Below are 16,977 nucleotides of genomic sequence, written 5' to 3'. Positions count from 1 at the left end.
TCGCTTTCACATTTTATTTTCGAAGAAATGTAGCAGTTCAGACGATAAATAACCCCTGATCTCGGCTTCTGTCCGTTCCTCAAGCAGCTTCACCAGTTCAGAATTCAGCAGCATCGCACTGATTTCACTGAGCACTTCCAGACTCTCCTTGGACAGCTTGCGCGGGGCAAGCATCAGCAGAATGACCCTCACCTCGGTATTCCCCTCCAGCACAACCGGCTGCTTCAGGCGGTACAAGGTTAAGGAGGACATATGGATGTGGCTGCTCCGGGTATGAAAGAGTGCCAGCCCCGTATCCGGTATGACCTGACTGGACATTCTTTCCCGCTCCAGGAGCCGCTCCAGCAGGATGTCGGCATCGCCGATTACCCCGCTGCCCTTCAGGAAATCAAGCATCGCAGAAATCGTAGCGTCTAGAGGAATTCCTTCGTTATCCAGCGGATAAAAGCGGAACCGCTCCAGCAGACTGACCGTTTCATCCAGAATGCCCTTGTAGCTCTTCAAACGGTCAAGCGCACTAACCTCGCGTCCCGTCCTGTCTGTCTCGCTTTTGGGAACGCTCTCCCGTTCCCGCAGCGTAATATTCTGGATGTAGCTTAACAGCTTCTCTATCTCGTCCCCGGTAAGCAAGGGACTGATTTTGATATAGCGCTCTTTGTCCAGCGGCAAATCAATGGTAGAAATAATCAGATCGTAGTCAACCTCCGGCAGGCGCGCAGCTTCATACCAGGAGATATTCCCTAGAATTTCAATCTGCGGCATCTCCTTGGCCAGGCGGGTGGCCAGCAGCCGGGAGGAGCTGAGCCCGCTGGCACAGACCAGGATGGCCCGCACACTGCGTTTCAGCTGATTCAGCCTTTCGATGGAAGCGCCGAAATGCATGACCAGAAAGGCAATTTCCTCATCGGGAATCTCCAGCTCCAGCTGCAGATCCTCCACCGCAGCCCGGACAATCTGAAATAAATAATCATAATCCTTACGGATCGGGCCCAGCAGCGGATTGCGGATCCGGGTACCCTCGCGCAGCCGCTTGAATGCCGGCTCCATATGCTCCAGCAGCCCTTCCCGCAGGGAGCGGTCGCTTTGGAACGGCAGTCCCGTCCGCCTGATCACACTTTCGGTCAGCTTGTAGACTGTCTCCATCAGTTCAATGTCACCGTAGGCAATACCGCCGGCGGAGAACGAATCCTGTGCCCTGTCGAATAATCCCGCGATATACAGAATCTCTACCCGGGGAATGTCTTCTTCAAGGGCCGGTCCGAGCCGCTGTACAAATTGCTCCGCACCGGCAATATTCCGGTGGTCGGACATTCTGGGGTAGCCCGTATCACCGCCGCTTTCGATCCCCTTGCCAATAGCAATCCGTCTGGTGGTTACCGCCAGCCCAAGCAGCATTTCCATATATACAATTTCCGGGAGCTCAGCGGTCCACTGCCACTCCATATCCCATAACGTGTTCTCCACATCCAGGAGATTGCTTTTGCCGACCGTCAAGAGCAGAATCCGGAACACCGGACTGCTGGCCATCTGCGGAGCATGACCTACCAGATCGGAAAGGTCCAGATGTTCGGCTGCCAGCCGGCCGATCGCCCGCCGTTTGTCAATCTCACTGCCTGTGATTTCAACGCCGTAACCCCTCCTGCGGACCAGCTGCAGGTTGAATTTGCGGACCCAGGGCTCCAGTTCATCCAGATCATAGCTCACGGTGGCTACTGTCACTTTCAGCCAGTGAGCCAGTGTAAACAGCTTCACCGGCTCTTCAGCCTCCAGCAGCGAACACAGCTCATATATCTTGCGTTCCTCGCCGGAGTATTCTGCCGGCTTTTCCTGCCGCAGGAACAGCCTCAGCTCTGCAAGACCGTCCTCCGGTCCGCTCAGCTGAATGCCCTTCCCTGATTTCCGGATAAGATCCAGACCGAAATCCGCAAGTGTCTGCTCTATGTCTTCCATCTCGCGGTGAACGGTTCTTACGCTTACCCCCGTACCCTCGGCGATTTCGGCGGCTGTGATTTCTTCATTTACGCCGAGCAGCAGCCAGATAATCTGGCGCTGTCTGGCGGTAACTTTCCTCATAACCGTGTACCTCCGCCCCAAAATGGAGACAAACGCTGGCTTTGGCGGCCAGCGTCTCCTGATATAGCGTTATACGTCATTTCTAAACCATATTCATTTACTTTAAACGTTCCACCAGCTCATCGTATTTAGGGCTCTTAAGGAAGTTATCAATTGAAATATGCTCTGCATTCGGATTGCTTGCAATGGCGCGGTCTGTCAACGTTTTCTGGGTTACAACGATATCCGCATCGGCAGGAATTTCGCTGACTGCTGAATTCACAACAGTAATGTTAACACCGGCATTCTGCAGCTTCTTCCGCAGAACGGAAGCACCCATGGCACTGGAGCCCATTCCTGCATCACAAGCGAAGACAATCTTGTTAACCTCGGACTTGCTGCGAACATTAGCGGATGTATTTACTGCTGCAGCAGATGCTGCTCCGGATACAGCGCCGGCAGCCTTCATGTTTTTCACTCTTGCTGCTGCTTCTTCCAGATCCATTTCGTCCTCATCTGTCTTCTTCACAGTCTTCAGGAGCAGCGAAGCCAGGACAAAGGAAACTGCAGTAGCAACGATTACACCGGCGAGCATTGGAACATATCCGCCTTTAGGCGTCATTGCGAAATATGCAAAGATACTACCAGGCGATGGAGAAGCAACCAGACCTGCACCAAGCATTTGGAAAGTGAATGTACCGGACATACCGCCACCGATAACAGCCAGAATCAGACGCGGGTTCATCAGGATGTACGGGAAGTAAATTTCATGGATACCGCCAAGGAAGTGGATGATAATCGCACCCGGAGCGGAGGATTTAGCAGAACCTTTACCAAACAGCCAGTAAGCGAGCAGGATACCCAGACCTGGACCCGGATTGGATTCCAGCATGAACAGGATGGATTTACCTACTTTAGCAGCTTCACCTACACCGATAGGACTGAGAATACCTTGGTTAATTGCGTTGTTCAGGAACAGTACTTTTGCCGGCTCAATGATGATGTTCACGAGCGGCAGCAGGTTATGATCGACCAGCACCTGAACTCCGTCAGCAAGGACGTCGGTCAGTGATTGAATGACGGGTCCGATCCCTTTAAGTGCGCCAAGTGTCAGCGCGCCGCCGATAATACCGAGCGAGAAGTTGTTAACCAGCATTTCGAAGCCGGCTTTGATTTTACCGTCAACTGCTTTGTCAAACTGTTTCAGAATCCATGCGGACAGAGGACCGACGACCATAGCGCCGAGGAACATTGGAACACTTGTACCTACGATAACCCCCATCGTCACGGTAGCGGCGATAACGCCCCCGCGTTTGCCGTGGACCATGGTACCGCCGGTATAACCGATTAGCAGCGGCAGCAGGTAAGTGATCATTGGACCTACCAGAGCAGCTAAGGTTTCATTTGGAATCCAACCTGTTGGAATGAATAATGCCGTAATCAAACCCCATGCGATAAAGGCGCCGATGTTCGGCAATACCATACCGCTGAGGATGCGGCCGAATTGTTGAAGCTTCACCCTAGCACCGCCGGATGAGGTTTTCGTTGCTGGCGTTGTTGCTGTTGTGGCCATATATAATGCCCCCCTATTGAATTAAATGGGATACTTACGATTAAGCTTTGTTGTAAGGTCATCCCCTATGCACACATCCTAAATCAAAGCGCTTTCTTTGTCATCAAATTGAAAATACGGTTTCGTCATGAACGTTGTTGACAACATTTAAGAGCTGTTGCCATGCGCTTTCATCAGGCCTTTCGCACTACAAGACTGCAAAAAAAAGGAAGCCCGCTATAGTGCGGAACTCCCTTTTATGCAGAAGAATTATTCAGATTTCAACCCCGTTGCGTGCGATCGTATCCTGATACCAGTAGAAGCTGTCCTTTTTCGTTCTTGCCAGAGTCTTGTAATCCACATGAATCAGGCCAAAACGCATGGTGTAGCCGAAGGCCCATTCAAAATTGTCCATCAGCGACCAGGAATAATAGCCTTTGACCGGGATGCCTGAGGCAATGCTGCGCTCCAGCTGAATCAGATGTTTATGGATAAAATCAATCCGTCTCTGGTCCGCAACCACGCCATCCACCGGTTCATCGTTGTAGCAGGCCCCGTTCTCGGTAATGTAAATGGGAATATCCCCATATAATTCGTGGATCCGGCTAAGCACCGTATAAAAGCCTTGCGGATAAATCGGCCAGCCGATATCCGTATGTTCATACCCCATATCCAGCGTACGGATATGCATTAATCCGCCTTCCGCATCATGCCGCGCCACCGTGCCGTTATAATAGTTGATGCCAAGAATATCGATCGGCTCGCTGATGAGCTCCATATCCCCGTCCTCAATATGCAGCTCTGCTCCCGCCTTCTTGAACCATTCCACCAGAAATGCAGGATATTCGCCCTTGAAAACGGGGTCCATGAACCATTCCAGGAACCAGCCGGTCTGCCGTCTGCAGGCGTCAATATCCTCCTGGCGGGTACTGTATGGCTCCATCCAGGTTACATTGGGCGCATATCCGATCTGGCCTTCCATGCCAAGCTCCCTGAATGTCCGTACAGCTCTTCCGTGTGCTACCAGCAGATGATGGGCCACATCCAGAGCAGTCTGTAAATCCCTATTTCCCGGAGCATGTTCACCATAGTATTCCGACAAAAAGGACGCGCACCACGGTTCATTTACGGTGTACCACTGTTTGATTTTCCCTTGAAACTCCCGGAACACCGTCCCGCAATATCCGTTAAAAGCATCAATAGTGCTGCGGTTCGTCCAGCCGCCCTGATCCTGAAGCGCCTGCGGCAGATCCCAATGATACAGCGTACATACCGGTTCTATGCCATTCTCCAGCAGCATGTCTACAAAGGAATGATAATATTCAAGACCTTTAAGGTTCACTTCTCCGGTTCCTTGCGGAAAAATACGCGGCCAGGCCATCGAGAAACGGTAGGCTTTGATGCCAAGCTCCTTCATCAGGGCGATGTCCTCAGGATAACGGTGGTAGCTGTCACAGGCTATATCGCCATTATCGGCGTTAACCACCTTGCCAGGGATGCGGGAGAAGGTATCCCAGATGGACAAGCCGCGCCCGTCCTCCTGGTAAGCACCTTCGATTTGATAGGCGGCCGTCGCGGCCCCCCAGGTGAATCCTTCCGGAAATACAATTTTAGTCATAAAGCAGCTTACCTCCAGTTATTCTTGTTAGCATGAAAAAAAGTTCTAAGGAAGAAAGAATCCATACTTTTAGTTTTGTTATTGATGTTATTACATTCTTATATATTATATCAAACTTTATTGTTGTTTTTAATAACAAATTAACACCTCTGGAGGACGCCTACTTCTTTGCAGTTCCACTTCTGCGCATGCGTGCTATAAGGAGCAGCAGAAAAGGGATTAAGAGCATTACGGCAGGTATTTCGAATGGACCTACGTACCTTATATATTCCCCTAAAACGGATGCATCCGGAATCCCCCAAAAGCTGAACACGATCGTCAAAATTCCCATCGGAAAGACCACAGGACGGTAATCGGATAACCGCAGGACTTGTGCAAAGGAGACTACCGCAACATATAAGAAAACACATATTTTGATAAAGTTCCCGAAGATCCACATCGCGAGCAGCAGAGACTCTAAATTTTCAAAAATACCGTAGACGCTAATATAACGGAAGGTGACCAGAACGGGATAGGTTTTGTTTGCGGCATCGGGTCCTAATAAAAAGAGAGTTATCAGGTTGACATAAATAATACTGAGCAGGACCGCTGCTAATGTGATATTCCCCCACTTTCTGCCTTTAGCCGGAGAGTTCAGGCTGGGCAAAAAAAAGGATATGAAAAATAATTCGCTGACCCAGGCCTGAGGTAAGGCCGTTGCTTGCAGCACAGGAAGGATCCCGCGGCTAAGAACAGGAAAAATGTTATGCAGCTCCAAGTCGGGAAAGAGAAGCAGAAGCAGTAAAAGAGGGAAAATAAAGATTGGTGTAAAAATGACAGCACATCTCGCCATTACCTCTATTCCGCCCCGGACAGCAATGGAGGCAAGCAATACCATTAAGGCAATGATCAGCAGGAGTGGTGTTTTAAAAAAGAATTGCCCTGTTACAAATTCGGCATACATACGGGTAATCAGTCCTGCCACATGGATCGAATAGAAAAAGAAAAGAAAGCCGATCACTTTACCGGGCAGGACGCCAATAATGTGTTCACTTTGCTGGATAATCGTCTTACCGGGAAAAAGTTCATGCAGCTTTGTCGCAATATATATAACAAGAACTCCAAAAAAGGCGGAGAGAATCCCTGTCATCCACATATCATTTCGGGCATAGTAGGCCGTACTGGATGGCAGGGTTAGAAAAAAGGTAGCCATTATGGCCGGATACAGCAGCAGCGCCATTTGTAATCCTGATATTTTCCCTTTATCAAGCATTCTCATCACCTCCGTTCATTTTTCAATCCAGCCCCGAAACGGCTTAAATATAGCTTCAAAAAGAGTTAAAGGTCCCGGCGCATTGGACAGGTCCAGTATGGACAACAGCCATACGATCAGGAGCAATGAAAAAAACGCTGATTTGTCCCTTGTCTTTTTTGCCTTCATTTTTGTCCATTCCAGTCTTAGAATCAGGAGAGCGGCCAGGGTCACGAAGCTAAACAAAACCAAGTTCATTTCGCCACCACCTCATCTTCAGGGATTCCTCCGGGGGCGTTGATCAGCCCAGAACGCAGTATCGACGCCGCAACATCAATCGAGACTTCAACACCGGGAAAAAGCTCATCCCAGCGTTCTTTGTTTTTCTCCCATTGCTGCGGAAATTTCCGGTGAAAGGCCTCGGCGAAGCCCAGGATATCCGTCTTGTTTTTGTGCTGAACTTCTATAAGCGCCTGCTCGATGCGTACTTTTATATCTTGCTCGAACGCTGTCTCCATCTTCTTCAATAACGCGGGATTCGTTGAATCCATCGCAGTACCATTCTGAATGATGCTGCCGGTAGCTTTCACCTGGATCTTCATCTTCCACTTGCCGTCAACAATTTGGGGAAGGAGCTTGACCTTGGCTTTAACCGGCTTTAAGGACACCAGGCCCTCGTTTCCAGCCACTTTGAAAGTCACCGTAAATTCATCGACCTCATTTAAGATCCACTTCACACCGTGCGTTGTTTTTCCCGATATCTGGCTGATCATCTTATCCTTTTTAAAAAGAGCTGTTCCCATGACATAAGGAATCGTTTGAAACGGTTCAGCCGATTCCGCTTTAGGAAGTATTAAGACGATTGGGATCGCAGCTGCCCCTGCTTCTCCCTTCAGCATTTTGCTCAGTTCTTGCAAGGTTACTTTATAGCCAATTTTAAAGTCCGTTAATTTCTGCAGCACCTCAGATGAACTATTTTCGATCGGTGGAAACAATTCAAGCGTCTGCGCCGCTTTGCCCTTACTAACAAAAATATTCGCCCGCTCTCTGGGCTGCGGATGACGGGCCAAAAAATCGAATTCATCTCTTATTCCTGTTTTCGCGATGTCTTCACTGAAAATGAAGATTTTACACTGTCCCCAAAACAGTTTGCGCGGTGTTTTTTGTTGGAGTTTCGATAAGGAATCGGAAATATTGACTCCAGCCCCGCTACGGATCGTTGTTTTATGAGGTGCTCCTCCGGACACTCCACCCGACGAGCCGCCACTGCCTTGATTTTGCGGAATGACGATTTGTACAGTTGTTATAATCTCGTTATGCTCCCCTTTATCGAAACTCATCGCCGTAACAAGTGCCAAATCGTTAAGCTCCGTACGGTCCCAACAGCCTTCCAGGAATACCAGCAGGGACAGTAAAATACAGGATTTAATGCTTATTTTCACTGGCTCGAATCCCCCTAGTCTGCAGTTTCTTCGAATAAGCTATTCGCTGCGTTCTGGTCCCGGTTTTTGATTGGAAGCCTGCCGGTATTCGTTGTAGTCGCCTGTAAGGTGAGGCCGCGTATCCATCATCCACCAGGGCGCCCGGATCAGCATGTCCTTCATTTCCCGCATCTTAGATGTAGAGACAGAGGACAAATAAGGGACACCGAACGAACGCAGACTGCACAAATGAAGGACAATAGCGATGATCCCCATCATTATGCCTAGCAGTCCCAGCGATCCCGCGAGGAAAATTAACGGAAAACGCAGGAGCCTGATTACAATACCCGCAATGTAGCGCGGGATCATGAATGAAGAGATCCCGGTAATCGCTACAACAATGACCATCGGCGCTGAGACCAGACCAGCTTGTACTGCTGCCTGGCCGATGACAAGGGCCCCGACAATGCTGACAGCAGAACCGATCTGTTTAGGTAAGCGGACGCCTGCCTCCCGAAGCGCTTCAAAGGTCACTTCCATCATCAGAGCTTCGATAAAAGCAGGGAAAGGTACAGCTTCCCGGGAGGCAGCCATACTGATCAGCAGGGCACCCGGCACCATTTCTTGATGAAAGGTCAGAATCGCTACATAAAGAGAAGGAAGCAACAATGAATTCAGTGTAAACAGATACCGAAGCCACCGCATAGCGGTGCTTACCCAGAAACGCTGATAATAATCCTCAGGGGACTGCAGTAAGGAAAAAAGGGTTATGGGTGCGATTAACACGAAAGGAGTTCCTTCTACCAGTATCGCTACCCGCCCTTCCAGTAAATTTGCACAGGCTACATCAGGGCGTTCTGTCGACATCAGCTGCGGAAATGGTGATAAGGGCATGTCCTCAATCAGCTCTTCAATATATCCGCTTTCCAAAATGCCGTCGATACGGATGCGTTTCAGCCGGGTGGTGACTTCTTCAACCAGATTCTCCTCAGCCAGCCCTTCAATGTAAGCAATGACAACATTCGTTTGGGTATACCCGCCGATTTTCATCGTTTCCATTTTGAGCAGAGGACTCTTTACGATCCGGCGGATCAGGGAAGTATTGATCCGCAGCGTTTCCGTAAAGCCCTCGCGGGGCCCGCGGATGCCTGACTCCGCCGCAGGTTCTTCAATGGAGCGTTTTTCCCACTTGTTCAATCCGAAAGCGAGACCGGTGGCTTCCTGATCCAGGATAAGCACCGGCAGACCATTCGCTAAATAGCTGACACATTCCCCGAAGGTGGTAAAGGGTATTGCTTGAGCTGCTGAAATTTTCCGCTCCGCCAGCTGGCTAATGGCAGTGATCTCCCCGTTGATCTCATGCATGAGAGGGGTGATCACATTTTTTTCGATCCCGGCGGAGTCCGACAGGCCGTCAATATAGATCAGAATTGCTTTTGTCTGGCCTTCGATATAAAAGGAGCGGTAAATGATATCCGAACTTTTGGCATAAATCGCCCGGATCTGATGGATATTTTGCTGCAAATCCTTATCTAGCACCATAGACTGATGATTAGCGGCGTCTTGCGGTTGAGAAGCGTCTTGCACTTGTTGGGCAGCAGATGCTTTACTGTTATACCTAAACGGTCTGCGCAGCTTCATTAGCGATATTCCCTTCATTTATCTCGTCACTTGTAGTATGGTTTCCATTCTATCCTTTTATATGTAAATTCCGGTCCGCAAGAGTAGGCACCTTCCGCCTGCCCCTATTCCCTGGACACACACAAAAGCCGTCCGCAATCAACGGACGGCCTTCCTATACCTTACAGGCTAAGATCAAATCATATCCAGCGGAACTCTCCAGGCCGGCTGCGGGAATGCCTCATCCAGCATCCACAGCTCATCATCGCTTAGCCTGATCTGCGCTGCCGCCGCATTCTCGGCGACATGCTGGCGGGAAGCCGCCTTGGGAATGGCAATGACATCGCCGTCACGGATGCTCCAGGCTAACATGATCTGCAGCGGGGTTACCCCGTGCTTCAAGGCGATATCCTGAACAGTCTCGTTCTCGGTAAGACCCTTACGCAGGCTGCCCGCCTGTGCTAAAGGGGAATAGGCCATTACGGGTATCTTGTGGCTTCTTTCCCAGGCCAGCAGTTCATGCTCAATACCGCGTGAACCCAGATGATAGAGCACCTGATTCACTGCACAGTGCTCCCCGCCGGGAATCCTGAGCAGCTCTTTCATATCCTCCGTATCCAGGTTGGAGACGCCCCAGCGTTTAATTTTGCCGGCAGCTACCAGGGCCTCCATGCCTTCAACGGTTTCTTCCAGGGGGACATTGCCCCGCCAGTGCAGCAGATACAGATCCAGATGATCAGTGCCCAGACGTTTCAGGCTGTCTTCGCAGCTGCGGATAAGCGACCCTTGTCCGGCATTATACGGATACACCTTGGAGACCAGAAACACATCATCACGGATCCCGCGGATAGCTTCGCCGACCAGCTCTTCGGAACGTCCGTCCCCGTACATTTCAGCGGTATCGATCAGGTTCATGCCAAGTTCCACACCCAGGCGCAGGGCTGCGATTTCCTCGGCACGGTTCGCTGCATCCTCGCCCATAAACCAGGTGCCCTGTCCGATTCTCGGGACAGAAGCGCCGTCCTGCAGCTTAATCCGGTTGTGAGTGCTATTGTTCATATGAGAAGTCTCCTTAACGAATGGATTGGATTGTATACTTAATATACTTACCATGTTGTCTCGTTCGAAACATCGTACAGGTGTCCAAATCTTTAACATCTTCTATGAACTTAGGCAACCAGTTTCAATCCTATTGCAGCACCGAGAATCATCACAATGCAGAGTATCCGCCGCATCTCCCGGGATTCGCCATAGAATAACATGCCAAGGACTGCTCCGCCGGAAGCGCCGATCCCGGTCCAGATGGCATAAGCCGTGCCCATCGGCAGTGTCCGCATGGCCAGCGACAGCAGCACAAAGCTGGCGCCAAATCCTAAGATCAGCAGGGAAAGGGTCCGCCAGCTGCGGTGCGTTTGCAGCTTCGCCATCATCCCCACCCCGATCATTTCGCTGAGTCCCGCACCAATCAGCATCAGCCAGTCCATTTAGGACACCTCCTTGATCTGTTCTTTCGGCCCGTCACTGGTAGTCAGCTTTAACCCGATAACCCCGGCCAGCAGAAGGATTATCAATACCACCTTCAGCATACGAAATGGCTCCCCGAACCAGAGCATATCCGCCAGCACAGTTCCGGTGGTGCCGAGCCCGACAAATACCGCGTATACCGTACCCGCTGGCAGAGTCCTGCTGGCAGAGATCAGAACATAAAAACTTATGAGAATGGCCAGCACTGTAATCCCCCATTCCCACGGCGCGGATGCGTGCTTCAGCCCGATCACCCATGCGACCTCGAAGCAGGCGGCGCCTGCGATTTGTAGCCATGCCTTACTGCTCTTGCTCATCACTTTCTCCTCCTCAAATATAAATAGATCTTCTGAGTTTTCTGCTTTGGATCAGCCGTGACTACAGAGAATATTTGGACTTCCAGCCGCTGTTGTCTGCAGATTTCTTAAATTTATACCGCTGTTATCGGTGGAAATCCGCAGACAAAGGCGGACGCTACCGCTCCTACAGTTCCAAAATTCCCTTCCGTCACTTTTCCCTTGCGTATGTTTCTAAGTTCAATCAATATAGCCTCCCGCGCCAATAAAATAAGCCCGGAAGGCCATCGTCATCATTGACGATACCTCCCGGGCTTTTGTCCCTCCGTGTAGACACGGAGCATCTGGCATCCGTGCGTTTTCCCTCGGACCAGACCGGCCATATTCCGCCGCGGAACCCTAGAAAACCAAACCTGATTAAGTTACATCGTATGTTAGCAAATCACAGCGCAGAAAGCAACCCGTAGTTGCTTCCAGCTCCAGCATACAGCCTTGAACCTTCAGCTTCCAGCCTCCAGCATAATCCTTACCCCCCAGGCTTCCAGATCAACCTGCTCTCCGGACTGGATCTCCTTGCCGGACAGCAGTTCCGCGGCAACACCATGCGGATATACGAATGACTGCGGGGCATCGCTGTAATTGAAATAATAGCGGACGGTCTCGTTGTGCGGATTCACACCTGTTTTGACGATCAGCGGAAATGCCAGCTCCTGTTCTGCTCCCCATAATCCGGATTCCTGGAGCACATTCTTTAGAATACTGCTGAGCAGCTCCCTGCTGGTCATGCAGCCGATATAAGTCGCCGTCCCGCTGCCGTAGCGGTTCCGGGTTACAGCGGCATATTGCCCCCAGTGCGGATGATCATAATGCAGCAGGACCTCTGCGTCCTCCGCAGTGATCAGTTCCATCCAGGCTTCGTTGCCACTGTCATCAGCGGCAACGATGATCTCCGGATGCTCACTGCGCAGCCGCACCTCATGCGGAGTGACAAACAGGCTGTAGCGGATCCCACAGGCTTCGCTGATCACCCCCGGCTGCACCGCCGTACGCACCTTGACGGTATCGTCGGCAAAGCCGCTTTTGAAGGAATAAACGGCATGTCCGCCCTGCCGCACATACTCATTCAGCCGTTCCAGCGCCTCATCCGGCGCGGCATACAGTGCCGGTACAACGATCAGGCTATAGCGCGAGAGCTCTGTGCAGGAAGGCTGAATGAAGTCGCATTCGATATTCATGCGGTACAGGGCATCATACAGCCAGCGCACCACATCGTTGTAAGTTCTTCCGTCAGGCAGCTTGAACCATTCCAGCGCCGTCAGCGCTTCGTTGCTGACCATCACGGCAACCTTATTCTCCTTGCGCAGGTTCACCAGTGACTCACTTAACCGGGCAAAATCATGGCCGATTGTCTTCGCCTCATCATACACCGGGTTCGGCTGGAAATCATGGCTGAGCAGCCCTTTCCAGTAAGTTTCAATAGAGTTGTGGATCGAATGCCAGTGCCAGTAGGCGACCATGTTCGCCCCCGAGGACAGATGGCTGAACGCCTGCTGCCGCAGCTGCCCCGGATATGGCGTCCAATTCGGGAAAGCCTGCGCCTGCGTCTCCAGTACCAGATAGTTGCTGCGCTTCAGGGACCGCGTCATATCCCCGCCGAAGGAGATTTCCGTTCCGGTCAGCTCATGCTGCGAGGGATGATAAATATCAACACCGGCAATATCAAAGGCTTCGGCTGCGGCAAAATGGTCCACCGAAGGCTGCACGCCATACGAATGCCCGCGCCATTCAAAATCAAAGTTCTGTGTAACAAATTGGCCAGGCTGCTTGTATTCGTTCACCAGTGATACCTGCCAGGCGAGGAAATCCGTCACCAGGCCGCGCTGAAAGCGGGCGAATTCCGCACCCAGGCTGCCGTTGATCGTTCCGACCACCGAGGGGAAGTCCTCCCACGCATTGATCCGGTTGCTCCAGTAATCCAGCCCGAATCTTTCGTTGATTACGTCCAGCGTGCCGAATTTCTCGCGCATATATTTGACGAAGCGCAGCTGCACGTTATCCCCGGCGGTCCCGTAATACTTCGTCTCATTGTCGGTCTGGTAGCCGATAACCGCCGGATGCTTGCACACCCGGCTGATCAGCTTACGGATAATCCGCTCTGAGTGGAACAGATAGGCCGGGCTTGTGATGTCCATAATCTGCCGGGCGCCGTATTTGCCGGGGCCGTCTGCCGTTACCGCAAGCACCTCCGGATGTTCTTTCACGAGCCAGGTGGGAACAGCATAGGTCGGTGTCCCGACAATAACGCCAATTCCTGCAGTGTGCATAGCATCCAGCACACGGTCCACGGAGGTGAAGTCAAAGACCCCATTTTGCGGTTCATGTGTACTCCAGGTGGATTCCGCGATCCGGACCGTGTTGATGCCGGCCGCCTTCATCATGGCTATATCTTCATCTAATCTCTCATAGGGCATATACTCGTCGTAATAAGCGACTCCGTAGCGTAACTGATTCATCACTTTCCAGTCCTCTCCCCTTAGCCTTTAATTGCCCCTTCGGCAATTCCCTGCATAATAAACTTCTGAAAGAATCCATAGATAATAATAACAGGAAGCGCTGTCAATACCAAAGCCGCGAGAATGAGCGACCATTCCTTATTGTACTCCCCGAACAGCGTATTGGTAGATAAGATCAGCGTGTATTTAGTAGAATCGGTCAGCATCAGCAGCGGCAGCAGGAAGTCATTCCAGATCCACAGGAAGTCGAGAATCGCAATCGTTACTGTAATCGGCAGCAGCAGCGGGAAAATAATCCGGAAGAATGTCTGGAATTCACCGCAGCCGTCAATCCGCGCCGCTTCCTCCAGCTCCCGGGGAATGGACTTCACAAAGCCATGATACAGGAAAATCGCCATGTTCACGCCAAGGCCGATATAGATCAGAGCCAGACCGTAGGTGCTGCCGCTGACATGCAGGTTTTTGGCCATCCGGGTCAGCGGGATCATGATGGAGTGGAACGGCACCAGCATCGAGGCGATGAACAGCGAGAAGATCGCCGCACTCAGTCTGCCGCTGGTCCGGGACAGCTTATAGCCGGCCAGAGCTGCGCAGAAGATAATGCCTCCAATCCCGATGACCGAGACAATTACCGAGTTGATGGTGCTGCCCAGCAGATTGATCTGCTCAAAAGCGTGGGCATAGTTCTCGAAATGCAGCTTCGTCGGCAGCGCCGTGAAGGATGCGAACATTTCCCCTTGGGTTTTGAGCGAATTGATAATCGCCAGATAGATCGGAAAGAAAGAAATGACTGCCCCGATGGTAAGGAACAAGGTAATGAACAGCGAAGCGCTTTTTCTAAGTCTCATGCCTCCACCTCTTTTCTCTTCATGACGCCAATCTGGATAAAGGTAAAGAGCAGAATAATAATGAACAGGATCACCGATTTGGCGCTGGCATACCCGTAGCGGAAGTTGTTGGAGAATGCCTCCTCATAAATATTCATCGTGATAACCTGCGTACTGCGTCCCGGACCGCCGCCGGTAAGCCCGTATACCACTTCAAACACCTTGAACGCCCCGTTCAGCGTAAGGAAGAAACAGATCGTTACCGCATGCGTAATCATCGGCAGAGTCACCTTGCGGAAGGTCTGGAACGGACTTGCTCCATCAATAACCGCAGCTTCCTTAAGACTTTGCGGCACGCCCTGCAGGGCGGCCAGATAGATAATCATCATATAACCGACACCGTTCCACAGCGAGACGATAATGATCGAATAAAAGGAAACCTTGGGGTCCCCGATCCACAGCTGGTCGAGAACGCTTATGGCGGTTTTTTCGGCAAGCTGCGGCAGTACCTGGGAGAACACGAATGTCCACATAAAAGCACTGATAATCGTACTGATCATATTCGGCATGAAGAAGATCGTCCGGAAAAATCCCTTGGTCCGCGTTTTCGTCTCAATAAATACAGCAAGCACAAGGGCGAAGACATTTTGCAGCACAATCATGAACAGCACATATTTCAACGTGAACAGCAGCGAGTTTACAAAATCGGGATCTTCACGCAGCGCTTCAACGAAATTGCCGAGGCCGATAAACGAATAATCGCGGTTCAGTCCATTCCAGTCCGTAAAGCTGTAATACATACCGCCAATGGTAGGAATCAGCAGAAACAATGAGTAAATGATAAATGCGGGTGCGACAAAAGCAAGCAGTGAAACAACATGTTTATATCTGTTAACCGGCACAGGTTCCGCCCCTCTTCCTCTGTGATGTGCAAAGTAAACCAGGGATGGAGGCGAACAAGCCGCTCCGCTCGGTTCTTCCATCCCTGTCCTGTAGATTTCAGCTTATTTATTTACTTTGTTGTAGGATTTCCACGCTTTGTCGAGCGCCTTGAGCACATCATCCTGCGTCATTTGTCCGGCGTAGTATGCCTGGAGCCCTTTACCCACTTCATCCTTCACAGACTGCGGAATAGCCGGATCCTGTACTGATTTCCCTTCTTTTACATAAGACGTTGCTTCAGCGATCCAAGGATACATTTCGTAAGTATGCACAGTAGCTACCGGATTGAATTTCATTGCCTGGAACAGGCCGTTTGAGTCCGTGTCATCCAGCACATAGTTCAGGAAATCAAGCGCTACTTCCTTGTTCTTGCTTGTAGGCGATACCGCCAGCGAAGTCGAAGCACTCAGGTTGATCAGCGTGGCGTCAGCGTTGTCGTTGATCGGCAGCGGTGCTACGCCAAAATCCAGATCAGGATTCGACTTAAGGATCGTTTCAGCGTACCATGGACCCATCAGCCACATCGCGCCCTGGCCTGCTGCAAAAGCAGCCGCACCGTCGTCACCGCCAACCTCAGTCGCCTTCGCTGTACCGTTCTCGTTAATCAGATCGAACACATCAAAGATTGCAGCCTTCATCTCGGTGAATGAGCCCTCATCCTTGTTCATTTTATCCACGAAGTCCGCATCTTCGGTCTTTACCATTCCCCCGACAGCCAGCGGCAGCACCAGCTGCGGAATCCAGGACTCTTTATAGGAGAGCACGAAAGGTGTCTCATTGTTAGCTTTCAGCTTCTCGGTAACTGCTTTTAACTCAGTCAGCGTTGTTGGAGGCGTAAGGCCGTATTTGGCAAAGATCGTTTTATTGTAAAGGTAGCCCCAGGATAAAGTTTCCAGCGGGAGAGCTACTACTTTACCGTCAGTAGTGGTTACGGAAGGCTTCACACTGTCCAGCAGCTTACTGACAAACGGCTGATCTGACAAGTCTTCCAGATACCCAGCTTTATAATAGGACGGAATCTCATTTACAGCATGGATAGCGAAAATATCCGGCGCATCGTTTGAGGCAAGGCGCGTTTTCAGGATCTGCGAGGCATTGTCTGCCGTCGGCATCTCCAGCTGTACGGTAACGTCGATATTTTTCTCGGCCTTCTCTTTTTTAACGAACTGGGCAATGTAATTATCGTATTGTTCTTTAAAACGCGGCTGCGCGATGAACATCTTCAGCGTTACGCTTTTGGCAACACTGCTGCCTGTGCCGGCATCGTTAGCAGCACCTGTATTATTAGTATTATTGCTGCCGCAGCCTGCAAGCATAGTAGCGGTGAGCATTGTGCAGAGTACACCTTTGGTCATTTTGTTCATGCTGTAAGACCTCCCAA

General features: G+C 51.0%; 14 protein-coding genes and 1 riboswitch. All 14 genes read right to left on the bottom strand.

Annotated elements, in window-relative coordinates; genetic code table 11:
• Positions 1-6: 6 nt before the first annotated feature.
• The 14 genes from QU597_RS07895 to QU597_RS07830 all read right to left on the bottom strand — a co-directional run bounded on the left by QU597_RS07895 (position 7) and on the right by QU597_RS07830 (position 16,960).
• Entirely contained in the window at positions 7-2,073 is a 2,067-nt protein-coding gene (locus tag QU597_RS07895) for a BglG family transcription antiterminator (RefSeq protein ID WP_310832142.1), read from the bottom strand.
• 97 nt (positions 2,074-2,170) lie between these two features.
• A complete protein-coding gene (locus tag QU597_RS07890; protein WP_310832141.1) occupies positions 2,171-3,625 on the bottom strand; it encodes a PTS mannitol transporter subunit IIBC in 1,455 nt (484 codons plus the stop codon).
• Positions 3,626-3,878: 253 nt separating this feature from the next.
• Positions 3,879-5,222 (bottom strand): GH1 family beta-glucosidase, encoded by a 1,344-nt coding sequence (locus QU597_RS07885; RefSeq protein ID WP_310832140.1) that lies wholly within the window; start codon positions 5,220-5,222, stop codon positions 3,879-3,881.
• 160 nt (positions 5,223-5,382) lie between these two features.
• Positions 5,383-6,474, bottom strand: a complete 1,092-nt coding sequence (locus QU597_RS07880) for a GerAB/ArcD/ProY family transporter (RefSeq protein WP_310832139.1) — start codon at positions 6,472-6,474, stop codon at positions 5,383-5,385.
• A 15-nt stretch (positions 6,475-6,489) separates the two neighbouring features.
• Positions 6,490-6,711 carry a hypothetical protein gene (locus QU597_RS07875; protein WP_310832138.1) on the bottom strand — a complete coding sequence of 74 codons (222 nt, stop codon included), beginning with the start codon at positions 6,709-6,711 and terminating at the stop codon, positions 6,490-6,492.
• The gene (locus QU597_RS07870; protein ID WP_310832137.1) at positions 6,708-7,895 is read right to left on the bottom strand and encodes a Ger(x)C family spore germination protein; all 1,188 of its coding nucleotides are present in this window, start codon (positions 7,893-7,895) and stop codon (positions 6,708-6,710) included. The genes QU597_RS07875 and QU597_RS07870 overlap by 4 nt, the downstream gene beginning before the upstream one ends.
• A gap of 39 nt (positions 7,896-7,934) precedes the next feature.
• Complete coding sequence (locus QU597_RS07865; protein ID WP_370656236.1) at positions 7,935-9,533, bottom strand: spore germination protein; 1,599 nt, start codon at positions 9,531-9,533, stop codon at positions 7,935-7,937.
• A gap of 156 nt (positions 9,534-9,689) precedes the next feature.
• Positions 9,690-10,553 (bottom strand): aldo/keto reductase, encoded by an 864-nt coding sequence (locus QU597_RS07860; RefSeq protein WP_206103822.1) that lies wholly within the window; start codon positions 10,551-10,553, stop codon positions 9,690-9,692.
• A gap of 110 nt (positions 10,554-10,663) precedes the next feature.
• On the bottom strand, positions 10,664-10,978 hold the full coding sequence (locus QU597_RS07855) for a DMT family transporter (protein WP_054939541.1): 315 nt from the start codon (positions 10,976-10,978) through the stop codon (positions 10,664-10,666).
• On the bottom strand, positions 10,979-11,335 hold the full coding sequence (locus QU597_RS07850) for a DMT family transporter (RefSeq protein ID WP_206103820.1): 357 nt from the start codon (positions 11,333-11,335) through the stop codon (positions 10,979-10,981).
• A 283-nt stretch (positions 11,336-11,618) separates the two neighbouring features.
• Positions 11,619-11,728, bottom strand: a riboswitch (guanidine-I (ykkC/yxkD leader).
• Positions 11,729-11,814: 86 nt separating this feature from the next.
• On the bottom strand, positions 11,815-13,827 hold the full coding sequence (locus tag QU597_RS07845) for a beta-galactosidase (protein ID WP_310833256.1): 2,013 nt from the start codon (positions 13,825-13,827) through the stop codon (positions 11,815-11,817).
• A 20-nt stretch (positions 13,828-13,847) separates the two neighbouring features.
• Positions 13,848-14,675, bottom strand: coding sequence for a carbohydrate ABC transporter permease (locus QU597_RS07840; protein WP_310832136.1), 828 nt, complete (start codon positions 14,673-14,675; stop codon positions 13,848-13,850).
• Positions 14,672-15,556: a carbohydrate ABC transporter permease gene (locus tag QU597_RS07835; RefSeq protein WP_310832134.1), complete on the bottom strand. Its 885-nt coding sequence runs from the start codon at positions 15,554-15,556 to the stop codon at positions 14,672-14,674. Before QU597_RS07835 ends, QU597_RS07840 begins: the two co-directional genes overlap by 4 nt.
• Before the next feature lie 102 nt (positions 15,557-15,658).
• The gene (locus QU597_RS07830; protein WP_310832133.1) at positions 15,659-16,960 is read right to left on the bottom strand and encodes an ABC transporter substrate-binding protein; all 1,302 of its coding nucleotides are present in this window, start codon (positions 16,958-16,960) and stop codon (positions 15,659-15,661) included.
• Positions 16,961-16,977 lie beyond the last annotated feature (17 nt).

Source organism: Paenibacillus pedocola (assembly GCF_031599675.1).
GTDB classification, from domain to species: domain Bacteria; phylum Bacillota; class Bacilli; order Paenibacillales; family Paenibacillaceae; genus Paenibacillus_AQ; species Paenibacillus_AQ pedocola.
This window is presented reverse-complemented; position numbering and strand designations above follow the sequence as displayed.